This window comes from Alteromonas sp. 4NS20-0143 (assembly GCF_057542855.1).
This window is the reverse complement of the sequence record NZ_BAAJLR010000005.1, coordinates 170,889-191,601: the sequence shown is the minus strand read 5'-3', so window position 1 is coordinate 191,601 and position 20,713 is coordinate 170,889. Positions and strand designations below refer to the sequence as shown.

General features: G+C 44.2%; 17 protein-coding genes. 4 read left to right on the top strand and 13 right to left on the bottom strand.

All coding sequences use genetic code 11. The annotated features are described in order from the left end of the window. Window positions 1-70: 70 nt before the first annotated feature. From AC27HD_RS12445 to AC27HD_RS12420, 6 genes are all read right to left on the bottom strand, one after another. Complete coding sequence (locus AC27HD_RS12445; protein WP_487106212.1) at window positions 71-532, bottom strand: NfeD family protein; 462 nt, start codon at window positions 530-532, stop codon at window positions 71-73. Between the two features lies 1 nt (window position 533). Further along, window positions 534-1,475 (bottom strand): SPFH domain-containing protein, encoded by a 942-nt coding sequence (locus tag AC27HD_RS12440; RefSeq protein ID WP_032095021.1) that lies wholly within the window; start codon window positions 1,473-1,475, stop codon window positions 534-536. A 349-nt stretch (window positions 1,476-1,824) separates the two neighbouring features. Next, window positions 1,825-3,162 (bottom strand): putative bifunctional diguanylate cyclase/phosphodiesterase, encoded by a 1,338-nt coding sequence (locus tag AC27HD_RS12435; protein ID WP_032095020.1) that lies wholly within the window; start codon window positions 3,160-3,162, stop codon window positions 1,825-1,827. Window positions 3,163-3,453: 291 nt separating this feature from the next. After that, window positions 3,454-5,931 carry a glycogen/starch/alpha-glucan phosphorylase gene (locus AC27HD_RS12430; protein WP_487106210.1) on the bottom strand — a complete coding sequence of 826 codons (2,478 nt, stop codon included), beginning with the start codon at window positions 5,929-5,931 and terminating at the stop codon, window positions 3,454-3,456. A 221-nt stretch (window positions 5,932-6,152) separates the two neighbouring features. Beyond that, window positions 6,153-7,805, bottom strand: coding sequence for a phosphoglucomutase (alpha-D-glucose-1,6-bisphosphate-dependent) (pgm, locus tag AC27HD_RS12425; protein ID WP_487106208.1), 1,653 nt, complete (start codon window positions 7,803-7,805; stop codon window positions 6,153-6,155). A gap of 28 nt (window positions 7,806-7,833) precedes the next feature. Then, window positions 7,834-8,688, bottom strand: a complete 855-nt coding sequence (locus AC27HD_RS12420) for a SeqA protein (RefSeq protein WP_487106207.1) — start codon at window positions 8,686-8,688, stop codon at window positions 7,834-7,836. Between the two features lie 285 nt (window positions 8,689-8,973). Here AC27HD_RS12420 and AC27HD_RS12415 point away from each other — a divergent pair, with 285 nt between their 5' ends. From AC27HD_RS12415 to AC27HD_RS12405, 3 genes are read left to right on the top strand one after another with little or no spacing between them, the layout of a single operon-like run. Next, window positions 8,974-9,918 (top strand): AAA family ATPase, encoded by a 945-nt coding sequence (locus AC27HD_RS12415; protein WP_487106205.1) that lies wholly within the window; start codon window positions 8,974-8,976, stop codon window positions 9,916-9,918. Window positions 9,919-9,933: 15 nt separating this feature from the next. Next, window positions 9,934-11,100, top strand: coding sequence for a DUF58 domain-containing protein (locus AC27HD_RS12410; RefSeq protein ID WP_487106203.1), 1,167 nt, complete (start codon window positions 9,934-9,936; stop codon window positions 11,098-11,100). After that, window positions 11,097-13,211 (top strand): transglutaminase TgpA family protein, encoded by a 2,115-nt coding sequence (locus AC27HD_RS12405; RefSeq protein ID WP_487106201.1) that lies wholly within the window; start codon window positions 11,097-11,099, stop codon window positions 13,209-13,211. The genes AC27HD_RS12410 and AC27HD_RS12405 overlap by 4 nt, the downstream gene beginning before the upstream one ends. A gap of 126 nt (window positions 13,212-13,337) precedes the next feature. On the opposite strand, the gene fusA is transcribed toward AC27HD_RS12405, so the two are convergent. The 5 genes from fusA to AC27HD_RS12380 form a co-directional block, all read right to left on the bottom strand. Continuing rightward, the gene (fusA, locus tag AC27HD_RS12400) at window positions 13,338-15,422 is read right to left on the bottom strand and encodes an elongation factor G (RefSeq protein ID WP_032095015.1); all 2,085 of its coding nucleotides are present in this window, start codon (window positions 15,420-15,422) and stop codon (window positions 13,338-13,340) included. 182 nt (window positions 15,423-15,604) lie between these two features. Then, window positions 15,605-16,702, bottom strand: coding sequence for a 23S rRNA (cytidine(2498)-2'-O)-methyltransferase RlmM (gene rlmM / locus AC27HD_RS12395; protein WP_487106199.1), 1,098 nt, complete (start codon window positions 16,700-16,702; stop codon window positions 15,605-15,607). 145 nt (window positions 16,703-16,847) lie between these two features. After that, on the bottom strand, window positions 16,848-17,273 hold the full coding sequence (locus AC27HD_RS12390; protein ID WP_487106197.1) for a DUF423 domain-containing protein: 426 nt from the start codon (window positions 17,271-17,273) through the stop codon (window positions 16,848-16,850). After that, window positions 17,266-17,961 carry an alpha/beta family hydrolase gene (locus tag AC27HD_RS12385; protein WP_487106196.1) on the bottom strand — a complete coding sequence of 232 codons (696 nt, stop codon included), beginning with the start codon at window positions 17,959-17,961 and terminating at the stop codon, window positions 17,266-17,268. The genes AC27HD_RS12390 and AC27HD_RS12385 overlap by 8 nt, the downstream gene beginning before the upstream one ends. Further along, a complete protein-coding gene (locus AC27HD_RS12380; protein WP_032095012.1) occupies window positions 17,954-18,853 on the bottom strand; it encodes a transcriptional regulator GcvA in 900 nt (299 codons plus the stop codon). The genes AC27HD_RS12385 and AC27HD_RS12380 overlap by 8 nt, the downstream gene beginning before the upstream one ends. A gap of 217 nt (window positions 18,854-19,070) precedes the next feature. Here AC27HD_RS12380 and AC27HD_RS12375 point away from each other — a divergent pair, with 217 nt between their 5' ends. Then, on the top strand, window positions 19,071-19,379 hold the full coding sequence (locus AC27HD_RS12375) for a hypothetical protein (protein ID WP_235207741.1): 309 nt from the start codon (window positions 19,071-19,073) through the stop codon (window positions 19,377-19,379). Between the two features lie 79 nt (window positions 19,380-19,458). Here the strand turns inward: AC27HD_RS12375 and kdsA are convergent, their stop codons facing one another. Further along, a complete protein-coding gene (gene kdsA / locus AC27HD_RS12370; protein WP_032095011.1) occupies window positions 19,459-20,313 on the bottom strand; it encodes a 3-deoxy-8-phosphooctulonate synthase in 855 nt (284 codons plus the stop codon). Window positions 20,314-20,334: 21 nt separating this feature from the next. Next, window positions 20,335-20,706 carry a SirB2 family protein gene (locus AC27HD_RS12365; protein ID WP_487106193.1) on the bottom strand — a complete coding sequence of 124 codons (372 nt, stop codon included), beginning with the start codon at window positions 20,704-20,706 and terminating at the stop codon, window positions 20,335-20,337. Window positions 20,707-20,713 lie beyond the last annotated feature (7 nt).

Below are 20,713 nucleotides of genomic sequence, written 5' to 3'. Positions count from 1 at the left end.
GCTGTGTACTGTGTATTGCTATTAGCTTACGTGTTTAATTTTACTGTATTCGGTTTTACTGTATTTGATTTTACCTATTTATTTTTACGATCAAGCTTCCCACTTCCACATCTTCAATAACCACCTGAGTGCCAGCGGGTAGCGGCTCGCTGCACTTTACCTTCCACGTTACCCCAGAGTATTGCACGGTTGATGGGTGAGTTGGCGCGGTATCTTGGGTGAGCTCAATGACATTGCCCACAAGGTCGCTTTTTACCGATTGTGGGGCCTTGTCTCGCTGAAGGTACTTCATTGGCTTCCATAGCAGTACCATTAACAGCGTATCTAGGACAGACACCGCAATAAATAGATTCAATAAGCTCGGCTCAAAGACGTTTAAAAATACCAACCCTGAGGTTATCAACAAAGATACGCCCAAAGTGAATAGTAAAATAATTGAAAAGCCAAGGAGCAGCTCAGCAATCATTAAGACCAAGCCTAACGCAAGCAGATAACTTTCAATATTCTCGATATTTTCTAAGCTCGCCATCATATTAATCGACCTTTTGCCCTATCTTATTTGCTATGGCCATGGCCTGGGCAACCACATTTCCAATTTCAGTTGAACCGTCTGGCAACAATATGAGTGAGCTTTCCTTGGCAATTTGCTCTTTGGCTTTAATAGCGCTCTTAGCTAGGTCTAACTGTACGGCTTTTTGTCCATCTTCAGTCGCCGCCGCTTTACCCACCGTTTCGATGGCCTCGGCATCGGCTTTTGCCACTTGAATAATCGCTTCTGCCTCACCTTGGGCTTTTAAAATTTGTTCTTCTTTTTCAGCCTGAGCGGCCAGTACAATTGACTGCTTTTCACCTTCTGCGCGGTTGATTGCAGCTTGTCTGTCACCTTCCGATTCTAATATTTGCGCACGCTTCAAACGCTCAGCTTTCATCTGCTGCTCCATGGCATCTAGCACAGAGTTTGGCGGGTTGATGTCTTTAAGCTCGTAGCGCAGAACTTGAACCCCCCAAGGAGCCGCTGCATCGTTTAGCGCCGATACAATATTGGTGTTTAACAAATCACGCTCTTCGAAGGTTTTATCTAGCTCCATTTTACCTAGTTCAGAACGCATGGTGGTTTGCGCTAACTGCTTTACCGCAAAGGTATAATTTTCTACGCCATAAGTGGCTTTGTAAGGGTCTACAACACGAAAATACAATACGCCATCAACACTTAGAGTAATGTTGTCTTTTGTAATTGCAGATTGCTCTGGTACATCTTCAGCCTGCTCTTTTAAAGAGCGATCAGCTGCCACAGTATCGATAAAAGGGAATATAAAATTAAGACCGGCTTCTAATGTTGTATTGTACTTTCCGAAGCGTGAAATAATGTATGCCCTGTTTTGAGGCACAAATTTAATAGACGTCTTTAGCAATACAACAACCAGTATTAGCAAAAACGCCTGATACGAAAACAAGTAATTTAACGCAATATCCATATTTTTAACCCTTTAGTCATTCAGATGCACAACACAATAATAATTGTTATACCACAGAACTTACGTGTGTTTTTAAATTGCGGAAAAAGAGGTAATCAAAAAATGGTTACAAAAAGTGTATAGAAATTTGATTTGCCAGCACTTATCAATAACCTCATCGAATGGAATTGTTATCTATGTGCCTATAAATATACGCATCGATGCGCTTGTTAATGCTTTTTTGTTAACGATTTTGCTAGCTCACTAGGAGATTCACTTGTGAGTGATTTCGTGAGTTCGTATATGAGTGCTAATCTAAGCGCTTATATAGGTGCTGATATAAGAGCTTATATAAGTGCTTGTCTAGATGCTACGCCTGTTTGCGGGTTGGGGAACTGCCTATAATAATTTCTTGTTGCGCCAATGATACAAAGTCTTCAAAAGGCACTGCTTTAGAGAACAAATACCCCTGCCCTTCACTAATGCCGATTTCTCTTAAGATATGCAGCTGCTCAACAGTTTCAACGCCCTCTGCCACTACGCTACAGCCCTTTGCCACACCAATAATCTTAACCGCTTCGATAATGGCTCTGTTTATATCGCCACTTTCTAACTCCATCACAAACGCCTTATCTATTTTAAGCGCATCAAGATGCAGGTCGCGTATGTATGCAAGGTTGGAGTAGCCTTTACCAAAATCATCCACCGATATTGAGATACCAAGGCTTCTTAGCTCGTCTAACTGCTTTTTCACCATCAGTGAATTTGACAGAGCAATATCCTCTGTCAGCTCTAATTCAAGACGCGTCATGGGAATTGAGTACGACTGACTAAGCATATGCAGCGTAGGAATAAGCTGATTATCGTAAAGCTGAGTGGGTGAAATATTTACCGATAGTGATAGTGAAAGACGCCGAGCATCGAACTCGGCAAGGGTTCTAAATGCTTGCTCTAGTGTCCAGTAGCCTAACTCGTTCATCATGTTGTAAGACTCAGCCGCTTCAATAAGCGGGCCGGGGAACAGTATGCCATCAAGAGGATGGTTCCATCTCAGCAAACATTCGGCGCCAACGACACTCAAATTATCTAAATTCACTTTAGGTTGGTAGTAAAGCTCTAACTCATTTTGCGCCAGCGCCCGCTTAAGGTCGGCCTTTAACGCTAAACTTCTGCCTGTATCGGTTTTATCTTTTAGAGCAAGGGAGAAGTAATTTTCATATTTATTTTCTTTGGCTTGCTTTAATGCGGCCTCAGCGCGGGAAACGAAGGCGGTAATATCAAAACTAGGCTTATCAGTGACGTTACTTACCCAGTGAGTTTCGTTGCTACACACTACGCCTACATTAAAGTCTGCCATAAAGGCATTGTCTTCATGGTACATGGGCACTTTGAAGTGCTCTACCAAATGATCAAAGGAACTGCGAAGCGTTGCCTCATTACTTACACTGGGAAATACAACACCAAACACATCGCCACTGATGCGGCCAAGCGCCACCTCGTTACCAAAAAGCGTTTGTATTCTATTGGCAATCTCTAGGAGGAACTCATCGCCTACGTTTATTCCTAAACTTGTGGTGACATCAGAGAATCTCACTACATCAACCAACATGAGGGAAAGCTCTGAACACTGGGACGCAACTTTAGATACACTATCGATAAATGCAAATCGGTTGGGAATGGTGGCCAGTGAAGTGTGGGGTCGACTCATGTGTTTCCTTGCGCTCTATAGCTACGAGGTATTAAAACAACTACTAGGTCTATAGAAACACTCAGAACCCAATGTAGCAATAACGCAGGCGTATAAAAAAGCATACCCAGTTATATAAATGCATAGCATTCACGCACTGCTTGCGCTTTCATTACCGTTAAACCGAACAGCTAAGTGTTTAAACGATGCCCGCTTTGCTTAATTATAGTGGAATTACTGCAATAACAAATTCCAATAAAAAAAGCCCGAAAACGATACCATTTTCGGGCTTTTTTGCGAGTTAGATTGCGATTAGCTTTCGATCTTACACGGTGAAAGTTTCCATACGCGCTCAACATAGTCTTTTATCGAGCGATCTGAGGTGAATTTACCCATTTTCGCCGTATTGATAATAGCCATTTCAGCCCAGCGCTCTTTGTCTCTGTATGCGGCATCAACTTTAATTTGCGCATCAGAGTATGCTCTGAAATCTGCTAGCACCATGTACGGGTCGCCATGATCAAGCAAGCTTTGCTTGATGGAAACAAGGGCTCCGGGTTTGCCTGGCGTGAAGTAATCTGTTTCCAACCAGTCAAGCACTGCTTTAATCTCTGCATCTTTATAGTAGTAATCGTATGGGTTGTAACCCGCAGCTTTACGCTCGTTTACTTCTTCTACTGTAAGACCAAAGATAAAGATGTTGTCATCACCCACTTCTTCAGCAATTTCAACGTTCGCGCCATCCAGCGTACCAATGGTTACCGCGCCGTTGAGTGCTAGCTTCATGTTACCTGTACCAGACGCTTCTTTACCGGCAGTACTTATTTGCTCAGAGACATCTGCTGCAGGGATCATTTTCTCAGCTAGCGACACTCGGTAGTTTGGTAAAAACGCAATTTTAAGCTTGTCGTTTACACGAGGATCGTTATTGATTTTATCTGCAACCTTATTGATGGCAAAGATAATATCTTTCGCAAGCTTATAACCCGGTGCTGCTTTAGCACCAAAAATAAACACGCGCGGATGCATATCGTAATCTGGGTTTTCAAGCATTCTGCGATAAAGCGCCATAATATAAATAAGGGCAAGATGCTGACGCTTATATTCGTGTAGACGTTTAATTTGCACATCGAAAATGGCGTTAACATCAACTTCAATATCCAAAGATTTACGAATTTCTTCTGCTAATAACTCTTTATTTTCCAATTTCACTTTCATGAATTGCTTTTGGAAAGTCTTGTTTTTAGCAAACTTTGTTAAGCCCTGTAACTTATCGAGATCTTTTGGCCAATCTTCACCAATTTTCTTATCGATAAGCTTAGACAGCCCAGGGTTACACGCTTTAAGCCAACGGCGTGGAGTAATTCCGTTGGTTACGTTCGTCAGCTTGCCAGGGTAAAGCTCATCAAATTCTGGGAACAATGTGGTTTTAACAAGACGAGAATGCATTTCAGCCACGCCGTTCACAGCGAATGAACCGATAACTGATAGGTTACCCATTCTTACCATTTTCTCGCTGCCTTCTTCGATAATAGAAAGCTTTTCTTTCATCGCATTGTCGCCGGGCCACTGCTTATCAACTTCAGCCATAAAGCGGTGGTTGATTTCATATATGATTTCTAAGTGACGAGGAAGGATTTTTTCAATCATTCGTGCAGGCCACTTTTCTAGCGCTTCAGGTAATAAGGTGTGATTTGTGTAGGCAAATACTTTCGTACAGATAGCCCATGCGTCATCCCAATTAAGCTCTGCGCGGTCAACAAGAATACGCATCAATTCAGGAATAGAAATAGCCGGGTGGGTGTCGTTTAGCTGAATAACCACTTGGTCTGCAAAACGGCTCCAATCATCACCATGAGCACGCTTATATCGACGGATAATGTCTTTTAACGAGCACGATGAGAAGAAGTACTGCTGAATAAGGCGAAGTTCTTTACCCGCTTCAGTCTCATCGTTTGGATACAGTACTTTAGATATAGTTTCAGCCTGTACGTTTTCACGTTGAGCATCCACATAGCCACCAGCGTTAAATACATCCCAGTTAAAATAACCTGATGCTTCAGACTGCCACAAACGAAGTACGTTTACGGTTTTACCTTCGTATCCAACTACAGGGATATCCCACGGCACACCTTTAACAATCGAACCAGGGTGCCACTCTTTCACTACGCGTCCGTTTTCGCCGTATTTCGTTTCTACGTAACCGTAAAGTGATATTTCCTGCGTAGATTCTGGGCGACAAATTTCCCAAGGGTTGCCGTAATCGCGCCAGCTGTCTGGACGTTCAATTTGCGCACCGCTTTTTATTTCCTGACGGAAAAGGCCGTGCTCGTAATGAATACCATAACCAATTGCAGGCATTTCCATAGTGGCTAAAGAGTCGATGAAACACGCGGCAAGACGGCCTAAACCACCATTACCTAGGGCCATGTCGGGCTCTTCCTCAAGCACATCTGAAATTTCTACACCAAGCTCTTTCAGCGCTTCACTAGCCACTTCAAATAAACCAAAATTTTGAAGGTTATTTGATAATAGGCGACCCATAAGGAATTCCGCCGAGAAATAGTGCACTGCACGAGTATCGTTTAGATAGTGGGTCTTTTGCGTCTTGCGCAGCCCTTCTAGAACTTGTTGCTGCATAGCTGCACACGTGGCTTTCCACCAGGCATGGCTATTTGCTTTGTTTTCGTCGGTACCCAACGAACAATGAAGATGATTGATAACAGCAGCCTTGAATTCGGCCTTATCGATCTTTGGAGAGGTTGGCGTTTTTGCCGCTTTTGCGTTCATGTAGCGTCTCGCTCTTAGGTTAAACGGTGCGGATGCACCCTCTAAAACGTAATTTAATTACAACATACGTCAACAATATTGCATTAATATAACAACACTTAAACGATTATGTTGTTATTGTTTTGTTAAAATAACGAAAAAACGCATGAATTCGTATGCATTCATGCGTTTTTTAACACTATTATTACAAACCGAGCGACAGGCTGTTTGTTTTTTAGGCTTTAGCCGATAATTTTACCTACTAACGCTTCTGCCTCTTGAATTAAATCTTGTAAGTGAGTTTCACCTTTAAAGCTTTCAGCATAAATTTTATAAATTTGCTCTGTACCTGAGGGGCGCGCTGCAAACCATCCATTCTCAGTCGATACCTTTACGCCACCTATCGCCGCATTATTACCGGGCGCATGGGTTTGTATGGCCGTGATAGGCTCACCGGCCAACGTGTCGCTAGTCACTACAGAAGCATCCATTGCTGAGAGCTTCTGTTTTTGTTCTAGCGTAGCGGCCACGTCCACGCGGTTATAAACAGGAGAAGCAAACTTCTCAGTCAGTGCAATATAGTGTTCCCCTGGATCTTTGCCGGTTACCGCTAAAATTTCTGCGGCAAGTAGACACAGGATAAAGCCGTCTTTGTCGGTAGCCCATGTATCGCCATTTCTTTCTAGGAAAATACCACCAGCGCTCTCTTCACCCGCAAAGCCTATTTCGCTATTTGCCAGTCCGTCTACAAACCATTTAAAACCAACGGGCATTTCCGCAAGAGGCTTTTTAAGACTTTTGGCTACGCGGTCTATCATGCTGCTTGAGACCAGCGTTTTACCAATCTTAAGCGTATTTGGCCACTCGGTGCGATAAGTGTATAGATAGTTGATGGCGACCGCTAGGTAGTGGTTAGGATTCATCAACCCAACGCTCTTGCACACAATGCCGTGTCTGTCGAAATCTGGATCATTGCCCCATGCAAGGTCAAAGTTGTCTTTAAGCTCTATAAGCCCCGCCATTGCATAGGCCGACGAACAATCCATTCGCAGCTTGCCGTCTTTGTCTCTGCGCATAAACCCAAACTGAGGGTCTACCTTGTCATTGACTACCTTAATCGTAATGCCGTATTTCTCACTGATACGCGACCAATAGCCTACCCCAGCGCCGCCAAGTGGATCGGTGCCCAGTGTTAAATTAGCTTTTGCTATCGCCTCCATATCAATAACCTTGGCTAGGTCGTCGATGTAGGGTTCCATAAAATCTGCTTCACGCACGAGCTTGCGCTCGCGAGCCTGAAGAATATCAATTCTTTTGACGTCTTTATTACCGTCAGCAATAAAGGTATTCGCTCTGTCTTGAATTTGCTTAGTGACATCGCTATCTGCCGGCCCGCCGTGAGGAGGGTTGTACTTAAACCCACCGTCTGATGGTGGATTATGAGAAGGAGTAATAACAATACCGTCTGCTTTTTGCTCCACATTCTCTCTGTTGTAACGAATGATGGTTCGTGAAATAACCGGTGTTGGCGTGTAGCCTAAGCTTTCGTTATCGCTGCGCTGAATGACAACGTCTACCCCATTCGCACACAGTACCTCTATTGCGGTAACCATGGCGGGTTCCGATAGCGCATGGGTATCCTTCCCTATGTACAAAGGCCCTGCTATCCCCTCTTGCTGCCTGTACTCTACCAACGCTTGGCAAATTGCACTTATATGAGTGTCTGTGAACGTGCAGTTAGAGGCTGTACCTCTGTGGCCCGACGTACCAAACGACACAGCGTGCCCCTCATCACGAATATCGGGTTTGTAGCTGTAATACTGACTAACAAGTTCCGCAACGTTTATGAGCTGCTCTTTCGCCGCAGGTTGTCCAGCTTGAGGATGTAGTGCCATGAATTAGTCCTTTATGAAATAGAGTCGATTATTTGCCTTCAGAAGAAAAACGCGCAACAACGCTAGCAATAACTTCTGGGGTATAACCCAGTTGACGCAAAACCTGTTCCAACATACTGACTTTCTTTGCAGTATTGTTGTTAGTCACTACCCAATAAGCGCTATCCGGTATAGCCTTAGGGTTGGTGCTGCTTCCGTTTTCAAGCAATGCCTCTTTACTTGTTGCAAAATACGTTCGGTTTTTGCCTTTAATTGATTCAACACGCTCGAAGCTGTCTGCATTAAGTTTGTGCGCTGCACTTAAAACGAACAAAAACTGATCCACCCGTTTGGTGAATGTCGATAATGCACTTGTAGACACTAAGTCTAAAATATCGTTTTTATCGTGAGATAAAGCATCCGCATTCGCCCCAGCAGCACGTTGAGTCTGACTAGTGGAACTCGCTTGCTTATTTGCAGCCGTCGCTTTGGAAGCTGGTGCTTTTGAAACAGCAGGCTTAGCTGCGGCTGTTACCGGAGGCTTCGCTTTTGGTGCGCTATTGCGTTTTGCTGCACTATTGCCTTGTGCTGTGCTATTGCTTTTTACTGCGCTATGCTGTGCAGCTACTGGAGACATTTTTTCTTCTGATTGATTAGCGTTGGTCTGCTGCGAGTCGTCTTTTTTAGAAGCTGGGCTAGTGGTAGAGGCGCCCCCTGCAGGCTTATCACTTGTAGACACAACGGTTAAATCAGGAGCGTCAGAAGCGCTTTTTTCGGCATGTAGTACCTCGCCATCTTCTGGCAACAGTAACCGTCTTAAAATTTGAGATGCACTTTCACCAATATGCTTTGTTTGACTGGCGATGAAGGCATATAAATCATCATCTATATCAATGCTTTTCATAACTACTTCCTTTTTTAGATGCACCATTATAGACAACCCAGATTGACTACGCAGCACAAAATGACACTTGATTTGCGCTAATTGATAAGCATTTGGGTAATCAGAGAATATACCTTGGTATTAAAGCACAGCAGAAAGCAAATACACGACATTGCTACTATGCTCATGAAAGAAATTTTTCAATGCGCCTAAATAAATGGAAAGCCGTAACAATCTATTACTGTCTCCGCGTTTTTAACGCACAGGCGCTTTTTATCCACAATAACCAACTAATAGTGACACGTTATGCGTTCAGAAATTGAAAAGAGTTTACATGCTTTAGGAGAGAAGATTCTCGGCAAGGAGCACCAACTGAAACTGGCGCTGACCTGCTTACTTTCAAACGGACATTTGCTGATAGAAGATTTGCCAGGCATGGGGAAAACAACGCTATCACATGCGCTTTCTCAGGTGTTTGGTTTGCAGTACTCGCGTATTCAATTTACCTCCGATCTACTGCCTTCAGATATGCTCGGGGTTAACATTTTTCACAGCGGTGAAACTAACACCGATAAACAGTTTTCGTTTCGTCACGGCCCCATTTTTAGTCAAGTTGTTCTTGCCGATGAACTGAATAGAGCCAGCCCTAAAACGCAAAGTGCGCTGCTAGAGGCAATGGAAGAACGTCAGGTGAGTATTGATGGGACGACTCACTCGCTGCCATCGCCGTTTTTTGTTATTGCTACACAGAACCCCAGTTCACAGTCGGGCACCTATCCACTGCCAGAATCGCAGCTCGATAGATTTTTTATGCGTATATCCCTTGGCTACCCTCAATGGGATGCAGAAAAGGCAATGCTGAAACAGACAAACTCATCAATTCCGCTTGAGCAATTCATTGATGAAACACGGTTAAAAGCCATGCAGCAGGAAGTGAATAACATACACGCAAGTGATGCGCTTATTCATTATATTCTTATGTTGGTAAATGAAAGTCGCAACAATGGGGCCTATCCTAACCCGCTCTCACCGCGAGCCAGCCGCGCATTACTACAAGGTGCTAAGGCATGGGCGTTTATTTCAAACAAAGCCTTTGCCACGCCAGAGGATGTGCAGGCTGTATTTACAGCGATAACAGCTCATCGTCTTTCATCATCGCAACACAATGAGAGTGCAACCTTTGGTGACAATGCTACATCACTTTTATTGAGTAAGCAGTTACTCGAAAGTGTTGATCCTCTTGCTGCCTAATAGAGCATTGTCGACGTGATATCGATATTCAAACGAGCTGTAAAACAGCGTTTTTCCCACCGTTGGTTGTCCCTAGCCACACGATGGTTAGACAAGCGTATCCCGCCCGCTTCTCAGCACCGTTTAACCATGAATAATATTTTTGTACTGCCTACCGGCTTTGGGTGGGCATTTATTATAATGTCTTTGTGTTTATTTTTACTCGGTACGAATTACCAAAACAATTTAATGGTTCTTCTTAGCTATATACTCTTGAGTGTCATGCTGCTTACATTATTCTATACACATCAAAATTTTGCGCGATTAGCGGTAAAATCGACGCCGTTAGCGCCATTTCATTGCCATCAGTCAGGCACTTTTTATCTAGCGATTGTTCAACAGGATATGTCGGGTGGCAAAGCCAATCTGAGCAAAGATACACAAAACAAACAGTGCAGAGGAAATATTGTGGCCAGCTGGTTTGGTCACAAAACCCAATATCCATTCATTCTTGGTGCGACAGAGAACGGCGATGCTCACAATACAACACAGCGACTTCCCATTCCTATTACACACAGAACCCGTGGCGTGTATAAGCTGCCAAGACTCACTCTGGCCTGCGACTTTCCACTTGGCCTATATAAATGCTGGACTCACCTCGATTTTAGCGCCGAGGTTGTGGTGTATGCTAAGCCCCTTAAAGGTGACGTAATCAAGGTTACCGCTTCTAACGATGACTCAGAGCAAAACACAAACAATGCAGCAACGTCTTCTCAAAGTAGCTCAGACTTTCACAGTTTAACCGACTACAAAGAAGGCCAACCTCTAAATCGAGTGGTATGGAAACAAGTTGCAAAAAGTGGCGACTGGGTAGTAAAAGAATTTGCAGATCCAGTGCAGCTTAAGCAGTTGCTGTCTGTTGATGCAAACGTGGAAACAGAAACCGCCATAAGTCTGCTTACCTTTCAAGTATTGGAACAAAGTCAACAAGGCAACCATTTCGGGTTGAAATATCAGTCTATCGATATTGAACCTTCAAGCGGTGAGACACACACCCACCAATGCTTAACAGCGCTAGCTTGTTTGCGCAATACACGCTCTCCCTTTGAAAACAATGCTTATATCAACAGAACTGGCAATAATGCCCAAGAGGCTAACCATGATAAAAAGACTAGCAACACGAGTAAGGCTGCAAGGTTATGATAGCTTTTCTTAAACGCCAGGGCGCATTCTTCAATCCGTCGCATTCAACTAGCAGACCTCTGTCATCTCATAGCCTCATGTCATCTCACAAGTCCACCTCGTATCTGATGCTCGCCATTGCCTATGGCGTATTGCTTTTTACGCTCACCGATGAACTCATGGCGTGGGTAATAGTGTTGGGCATATGCGCCCTTGTTGTGCGAGTGCTTGTATTTTTGAGGAGCAGTCAGCTGCCCCACTCTAGAACCATTAACCTTTTGGCGGTGCTATCGATTTTTGCCCTAACCTGGTTTGGCTTCTCAATCGGGTTACTCAACAGCATGATAAATTTGCTGGCAGTGGCCTTTGCACTCAAACTCATATTGCTAGACAGTAAGCGAGATTTTCACCTACTTTTTTGTACCAGCCTTTTCCTCATTGGCTGCGGATTTATTTCTGCGCTTAGCATGGTTGCATGGGTGGGCTATCTTGGTGTGCTTATATTTTTACTGCTTGCCCTCGCCTACTATCATGGCCCAGTTACGCCCTTTAGCAGTAGTGCAAAGTTTGTCGCTACTTTGGTCGTTCAAGCCATCCCCATCGCTGCACTACTCTTTTTGGTGATGCCACAATTACCTCCCCTTTGGCAAATGCCCACGTCTAAATCTCAGCAAACAGGTCTTTCTAATACCGTCACGCCAGGCGACATTGCGTCTTTAGCTAAATCATCAGACCTTGCTTTTACAGCCACGTTTCAGTCGAATGATGATATCCCATTACCTCAACAGCGCTATTGGCGAGCGCTAGTTATGGAAGACTTTAATGGCAAAACATGGTCGATAAGCGACAGACGCAAGCAGGCAGAGCGTCAGCTGTCTTTATTGCAAAAAACACCACCTTTAACCCAGCTTTTAGCCTCTTCCCCCGCCAGCACCACCGCATATGAAATGATTGTTGAACCAACTAAGCAAAATTGGTTATTTTCATTAGCGCTGTCTGAGCCAAACAATATAAAAAACACGATTTTTGTGAACGCGCAGTTTGACTACACGCTGCGCTCATCAACCCCCTTGATGAGTAAAAAATCGTTTTATTTTACCTATGTTCCGAGTGCCACGGTTGAGAATGCGGCTGGAGATTTCGAGCGTCAATTAAACAGCCTACTACCTGCAACAACGAACGAGGAAACTCGAGCGTGGGCATTGGCATTAAAACAGCAACATACATCACCTGCAGAATTAGCAAATACCGTAATGAGCTATTTCAGAGAGCAAGGGTTTACTTACACCCTTGAACCAAACGCCATGCCCGTTGACGCCATAGACACATTCTTGTTTGAAGAAAAAGCGGGCTTTTGCGCTCACTATGCCAGTGCCATGACCTTTGCACTTCGCGCTGCAGGCATTCCCGCTCGCATGGTTACCGGTTATCAAGGTGGCGAGCAACTCGATGACAAGGTACTGCAAGTAAGACAATACGATGCTCACGCTTGGGTTGAGGCACTTATTGATGACAAATGGCAACGTTTCGACCCCACAAGTATGGTTGCGCCGTCTCGCTTAAGCTTTGGGTTAGAGCAAGCGCTAGCAGATTTTGGCGAGAAAAGAACAAGCGGTTTATTGGGCGACCTCAGTGAAGGTGCACTCTTTATGACCCTGCAAAACTGGATGAGACAAATGGATTACCAGTGGAGCAAATGGATTTTAGGCTTTGATGCCAATAAGCAAAAAGATTTACTGGAAGACTTGTTGGGCCAGATTACCACGAAAAAGATGACTGCCGTTTTCCTTAGTAGTTTGAGTATTGTAGGAGTCATTTTGTTGGTGTACTTTTTTCCAGTAAAACGTCAATCCAACCTACCTAAACACCAACGAATTTATAGAAATGCTCTCGCCCTAGTTGAAAAGCGCACAGGCGTTAATCGGCATCACTTATCTCCTCAGCAATACCTTAAGCAAGTAGACAGCTACTTAACACATGATACAAAAGCGTCGCTTCACTCTATGACAGCACTTTTTAATGAAAGCGTATACAGTGCTGAAAGTGACAACCTTGATAAATCACTTTTAACATCAATGATGAAACAGCACTTTGATACCGTGAAAAAATCCCTTCGCCAGCAAAGTTCTTAAGCAGAGTCCAAAATTCGTACAGCGAAGATTAACACGCACTAAAATTCAGGCACAAAAAAGCCAGTCATAAAGACTGGCTTTTGATGTTATTGAAGCCACCGATAATCGGTGGGGGTAAAGCGCTAATTACTTAGCGGCTTTACGTGCTTTCGCTTCTTCGATAACTTTGTCAGATACGTTACCTGGACATGGCGCGTAGTGGCTGAATTCCATAGAGAACTGACCACGACCTGAAGTCATTGTACGTAGTGAACCGATGTAACCAAACATTTCTGATAACGGTACGTCTGCTTTAATGCGAACGCCAGTTAAACCAGCTTCTTGGTCACTTAGCATACCACGACGACGGTTAAGGTCACCGATTACGTCACCAACGTGGTCTTCCGGAGTAAATACGTCAACTTTCATGATTGGCTCAAGAAGTTGTGCACCTGCTTTTGGAATAGACTGACGGAATGCGCCTTTCGCTGCAATTTCAAATGCGATAGCAGATGAATCTACTGCGTGGAATCCACCGTCGTAAAGTTCAACTTCAACGTCTAGTACTGGGAAGCCGGCAAGAACACCTTCACCCATCATTGACTTGAAGCCTTTCTCTACTGCAGGCCAGAATTCTTTAGGTACGTTACCACCAACAACTGTTGAGTTGAACGTAAAGCCAGAACCTTGCTCACCAGGCTTAATGCGGTAGTCAATTTTACCAAACTGACCAGAACCACCAGACTGTTTCTTGTGCGTGTAGCTATCTTCAACGGCTTGCGTGATAGTTTCACGGTAAGCAACCTGTGGCTGACCAACAATAAGGTCAACGCCGTAAGTACGCTTAAGAATGTCTACTTTGATGTCTAAGTGAAGCTCACCCATACCTTTAAGGATGGTTTCGCCTGAATCTTCATCAGTTTCAACTTGGAAAGACGGATCTTCTGCAATCATCTTACCGATAGCAATACCCATCTTCTCGTTTCCGCCTTTATCTTTAGGCTGAACAGCAATCGAGATTACTGGAGTTGGGAAAACCATTGGCTCAAGAGTTACTGGATCTTTCGGGTCGCACAACGTGTGACCAGTTTGAACGTTCTTCATACCAACGATAGCGATGATGTCACCCGCTTGAGCGCTAGATAATTCAATACGTTCGTCAGCTTGCATTTCAACCATGCGGCCAACACGTTCAGTTTTACCTGTAAACGAGTTAAGGATGGTGTCACCCTTGTTCAGTTTACCAGAGTAAATACGTACGAATGTTAGTGCACCGAAACGGTCATCCATAATTTTGAATGCTAACGCTTTGAATGTTTCTTCTGGAGAAACAATCGCGTGCTTACCGTTTTCATTACCTTCTTCGTCCATTAGAGGCTGAGGGTCAACTTCTGTTGGAGATGGTAGGTAGTCAACAACAGCGTCAAGTACTAATTGAACACCTTTGTTTTTGAATGCTGAACCACAGTATGTTGGGAAGAAAGCAAGGTCACGAGTACCTTTACGGATACAACGCTTGATATCTTCTACAGAAGGTGTTTCACCTTCCATGTACGCTTCCATTAGGTCATCGTCTTGCTCTACCGCAGTTTCGATTAGTTGCTCATGGTACTCTTCTAAAAGGTCTACCATGTCTTCTGGAACGTCTTTAATTTCGTAGTTTTCTGGAAGACCAGTATCATCCCAAACGTATGCTTTCTTCTCAAGAACGTCTACAACACCAACGAAGTCATCTTCGATACCGATAGGTAACGTCATAACCAGTGGAACCGCACCAAGTACTTTACGTACTTGCTCTTTAACGCGGAAGAAATCAGCGCCCATACGGTCTAGTTTGTTAACGAAAATGATACGTGCAACTTCTGATTCGTTAGCATAACGCCAGTTAGTTTCTGATTGTGGCTCAACACCACCAGAACCACAGAATACACCGATACCGCCGTCGAGTACTTTAAGTGAACGGTAAACTTCAACTGTGAAGTCAACGTGTCCAGGAGTATCGATAACGTTGAAACGGTGATCCTTCCAGAAACAGCTTACTGCTGCAGACTGGATAGTAATACCACGCTCGGCTTCTTGTTCCATGAAGTCGGTAGTAGATTCACCATCGTGAACCTCACCGGTTTTATGGATCTTACCAGTTAGCTTCAAAATACGTTCTGTTGTGGTAGTTTTACCCGCGTCTACGTGGGCGAAAATACCAATGTTTCTGTAATGAGATAAGTCTGACATTAGTTCACTTTCAATTGGTTCAGAGTAAAAAATCGGCTGGATTATAAGGATTTCTGTACCAAATTTATACCTTTTTTAGTACAAACCGATAAATCGGCTGCACGAAATCAAGCCACCATTAATTCTTTTTGTTTAAAATCAACAACTTAAAAACTGCTGACCTTTTCTTAAAAATAACAAAATCACACCTCATCTTTTGAAGTGCGCACTATTGTTACTGTAACCTCATCTCTATCGTGGTAGAGATGCCTCACCTTGACCGAGAACCCATCTTCCAATGCGTTCAATCGCGTCTTAATCAACGCTACAGCCTCTTCGACTGTCTCAAAGCGCCGTTTCATCGGAAGCTTTAAATTAAAAATTGCGTGTGTTGCCCAGTGCTTAACTAGCCAATCGCCCATTAACTTTGCTACCCGATCGGGTTGCTCTATCATATCACACACTAGTAAATCGACGCGACCAAATTGTGGTTTATATGCAAAGCCGTCAACAGCATGGTGCTCAACCAGGCCGGTTTGCATTAACGTATCGGCCACTAATCCGTTGTCGATAGCCTCTACATACATACCCCGCTTAACAAGCTGATAAGTCCAGCCACCAGGACACGCGCCAAGGTCCACTGCCCGCCCGCCGGTGCGCAGTACTTTTTGTTGTTGCTCCGCACTCAACATATTAACCAGCGCGTCTTCAAGTTTCAGCGTGGAACGACTCGGGGCATCGCTTGGAAACTTCAGGCGGCATATACCCAAGTGATCTTTACTTGCGTGAGTTGGCAATGAATACCCGATATAACAGGTTTCAAAAGACTCAAAGAATATATGTAGCTTCGCTTTACCTGTGTTTTCTTTAGCGGTAAGCCAACCCGCCTTACGCAAGCTCTGACGCAGCGGCACAGTAAACTTCTTACAAAACTTAGCGAGGGTTTTACCCTCTTCCGTATCAGGGTATTCCACATCAATAGCGCCAAAAAGAGAAAACGGCTTTTCGATATCTTCAAGGCATTCTAATACTTGGCCTACTCGGTCTTCTTTTTCTATGTCTTCAAGTGAAGCAAGAACGGCGATAAGTTGGCGTGGAAACACCGTTTCTTTTACCGCGAATTGGCTAACTGCTCGACCTAACTGCCCTTCATCGTATAAATGATACAGCACAAAGCCGCTGTTTTTCTTTGATACCGGATAGCCGTAAAGACCCACCTCACCGTAGCGAGTGGTCATTTCATTAGCGGTATCGTTTTCATATCCGGGCCGACAGTACGCCAGTACGCTTTTATTACTCATTACTCGTTTTTACCCATTGCTGATTTTCGCCTATTAATAGTGCTTAGCCATTAATAGTATTCATTTGTTGCTAGCTTCTTATTTTTACACGTTTGTTGCTTTTGCTAGTCTGGCGTTTGCTTTTAAGCAGCAGGCCCAGCTTGTATTAATTTTTGCCTTTGACTAACGCGACAATAAGCAAAATCCAGCCAACGATAAAAAACACACCGCCTAGTGGTGTAATTGGTCCAAACCATTTTATGCCTGTTGTTGCTAACACATAAAGGCTACCGCTGAACAAAACACAACCAATGACAAAACACCTGGCAACGCGGTTTGCCCATTTAGCAGATAACAGTGCAGCAAGGCCTGGTAAGCACAGCAGTGCAATGCCATGATACATCTGATAGCGAACACCGGTTTCAAAGGTGATTAGCTCGCTTGGAGACAATACCGCTTTAAGCCCATGTGCAGCAAAGGCACCTAGTACTACCGCCAAACCGGCAGCTACAGCGCCAATAATGACGTACACCTTAGCCACGGTAGTGTCCGCCTCTAAGTGAGATTTTATAACCGGCTCTGGGTTAGTCATCCACCTGTCCTTGTAAAGTCTTAGTGATAAAGTCACATGCCATATCCACAGCCGCCTTTATATGAGCCTCTTGGGTAAATCCACTGGCTTTTCGCGGTTTAAAGCTGTGATCGCCATCGGCGAGAAAAGTGATTTCGATAGATGGACACAAGGCATACTCCGCCACTTCACTTTTAGTACCAAAGGTGTCTCTCTCCCCCTGCACAATGAGTAGCGGCTTGTTCACTGCTTGTAGATGGTCAGTACGGGTTTTCTCCGGTTTTCCCGGTGGATGAAAAGGATAGCCAAAGGCAATGGCCCCTTTTACTGATGGCATGTCTTCTATGCTCATAGTTGCCATGCGCCCTCCCATAGACTTGCCCCCTATGAAAATCGGTAGCGAAGCCTGCTTATTCTCTGTATCGGTTTGTTTTAGCGCGCTGGTTTCAACACAACTAGTTTCAATATGCGCCACTACGTCATGAAAGTGCTGAAGCAATTTTTCAGCTTTATCTGGAGGCCGGCGTTTACCTGTTTCTTTAATGGTTTGCATGTAGGGAAAATTAAATAAAACCACATCAATATTTCGCTCTACAAAAAGCGCTGACATGGTCTGCATAAACTCGTGCTCTTTACCCGCGCCAGCACCATGACCTAATATCAATTGGGCTATTGGAGAGCCTGAGCGTTTTATTTCAATATCAAACATTGTCCATCTCCTCTTCTACCAGAGCGAGGATCCATTCTCTAAAGGCAGCAATTTTGCCAAGTTCAGCCTGCGTCTCTTCACATACCAGATAAAACGCATCTTTACTCTCAACGCGCTCTTCAAAAGGCATGACTAATCGCCCTGCCTCAATTTCTGGGCGCGCGAGTATAGTATTACCTAGCGCTATTCCCTGTCCCAGCGCAGCGGCTTGCAGCACTAACATTGAGTGACTAAACACAGGCCCTTGATTTACATTTACCCCAAGCACATCCACGTGCTTTAACCAGTTTTTCCATGCGGCGCGGCTCATATCATGAAGCAGTACATGGTGACGTAAGTCGGATAAAGTAGAAAGCGGCTTTGGCCCCTGAAATAACATGGGTGAACAAAGTGGCGTTAAAAACTCACGATGAAGCTGGTCGGCCTGCAATCCAGTCCAGCGCCCTTTGCCATAATAGATAGCTACGTCAACATCGTCAGCCAAAAAGCCCTCGTCAAAATCAACGGCTTTTATACGCACATCAATATCTGGGTGCGCGAGGCTAAATTTACTAATACGGGGCACTAACCATTGACTGGCAAAACTTGGTGGCATTGCCACCGTAATTGCCCCCTTACTGCCCTTAGCAAGCAATCGCTCAGTAGCGTCTTGTAGGTGCTTAAAAATATCCTTTAACTCAAGAAAATAGGCCTGCCCCTCTTCAGTAAGAAGCAAAGTTCTATTGCGCCTGAGAAATAGTTTCATTGACAAGTATTCTTCAAGGGCTTTTATTTGATGGCTTACTGCTGCCTGCGTGACAAATAGTTCATCTGCAGCATTGGTAAAACTCAGGTGTCGAGCTGCAGCCTCGAAGGCTTTTAGTGCATTTAGCGGGGGGAGACGTCGATGCATACCGTATTCTTAATCCAATGTTACCTGTACATGACAATAGCATTAGATAAACTAATGACAAGCCATACTTTTAATCGTTTTCACTCTTTACAAAAACTGACTACAATTTACTCGAAATTTGAAAAGAACTTTTAATTTCAGTCTTTTATGATGTTTATTTGTTAACCGAATTAACAATTAAACACATTTTGTTAAATTATTTTTATTAGGTGTGAAAATGAAAAAACTACTTCTTGCAAGTGTATCAGTTATGGCGTTTGTCAGCGCTGCTGCGAATGCTAACGTACAACCAGAAAAGATCAATCTATCCTCTCTCATAAATACTGCGATGACCAATGTGAAAATGGCAGACGTATTGCCAGCGAATGACGCACACATTGTTGTTAAAAAGCAGTCTAAAGCAATACTATCTGAAGAAACTCAAATCTCGCTGCACAACAGCTTGTTAGCATTTTATAACGATGCAGAGTCTAAAGTTGAAGAGTCTAAAGGTAATAAGTTAACTGACGTCGCAAACGGCGAATAACACCTCTTCACACCTGATCCGGATGCCGGTGTAATTCACCGGCATACGTCATCAGCCTACCCCCAAATTACTTACCCCATTAAGAATTACTTGTGTCTAAGGTATCAAAGCCCTTCACGAGTTCGTCTAATGCTTGCATCTGCTGCAAGTAAGGCTCAAGTTTAGACAGTGGCAACGCACACGGGCCATCGCATTTTGCTTCATCGGGATTAGGATGGGCTTCAATAAACAAACCGCCCAAACCTAACGCCATTCCACTTCTTGCCAATTGTGCAGCTTGCGCACGACGACCGTCCGCCGATGTTGCTCTGCCGCCTGGCATTTGAAGCGCATGGGTCGCATCAAATATTACCGGTGCATAGGCTTTCATTGCATCCATACCCAGCATATCAACCACCAAGTTGTTATAGCCAAAACTGCTGCCTCGTTCGCACAGAATAACTTTGTCGTTACCTGCTTCACTGAGCTTGCCTATGATGTGACGCATTTCATGGGGTGCTAAAAACTGAGGCTTTTTAACGTTAATCACGTTACCGGTTTTCGCCATAGCGACCACTAAATCGGTCTGGCGAGCTAGGAAGGCCGGTAGCTGAATAACGTCCACCACTTCTGCCACTGGCGCTGCTTGATGAGGTTCATGTACGTCGGTGATAAGCGGTACATTGAAGGTCGATTTAATCTCTTCAAAAATACGCAGGCCCTCTTCCATACCCGGGCCGCGGTACGAGGAAACCGAAGAGCGATTTGCCTTATCAAAAGACGCCTTGAACACGTAGGGAATATTGAGTTTTTGCGTTACTTCAACATAGTGTTCAGCTATACGCATTGCTAAGTCTCTCGACTCCAATACATTCATTCCGCCAAAAAGCACGAAGGGAAGATGGTTGGCAACGTCAACATTACCAACGCGAATTACTTGTTTAGATTCAGACATTATGACTTCCGATAACGAATTCTAGAAAAGTGGTTGCTTGGTGACCGCAACCATTGCCGTTGCCATAAGCACAGCCAATGCTGCTATGAAAAAGCCCCAGCGGCCTGCAGCCGTTTTTGCTTTTTTAAGCGCAAACAAACCAAACACGATGTACAGAACAACGCCAAATAGTTTGAAGGTGAGCCATGCATTAACAAACGGGTATTGAGATATAATGACACAGAGCCACAGCGCACTGCCAAGCAATATGGTATCAATAATATGAGGTAAGATTTTTATCCACTTTTTGGCCAATACGGTGGCATCAAATTGCGCCCACACAAACCGAAAGATAAAGAAAAGAATGCTTAGCACTACTGCGGTTAAGTGGAGGTGTTTCGCCATCATGTACATATTGAAT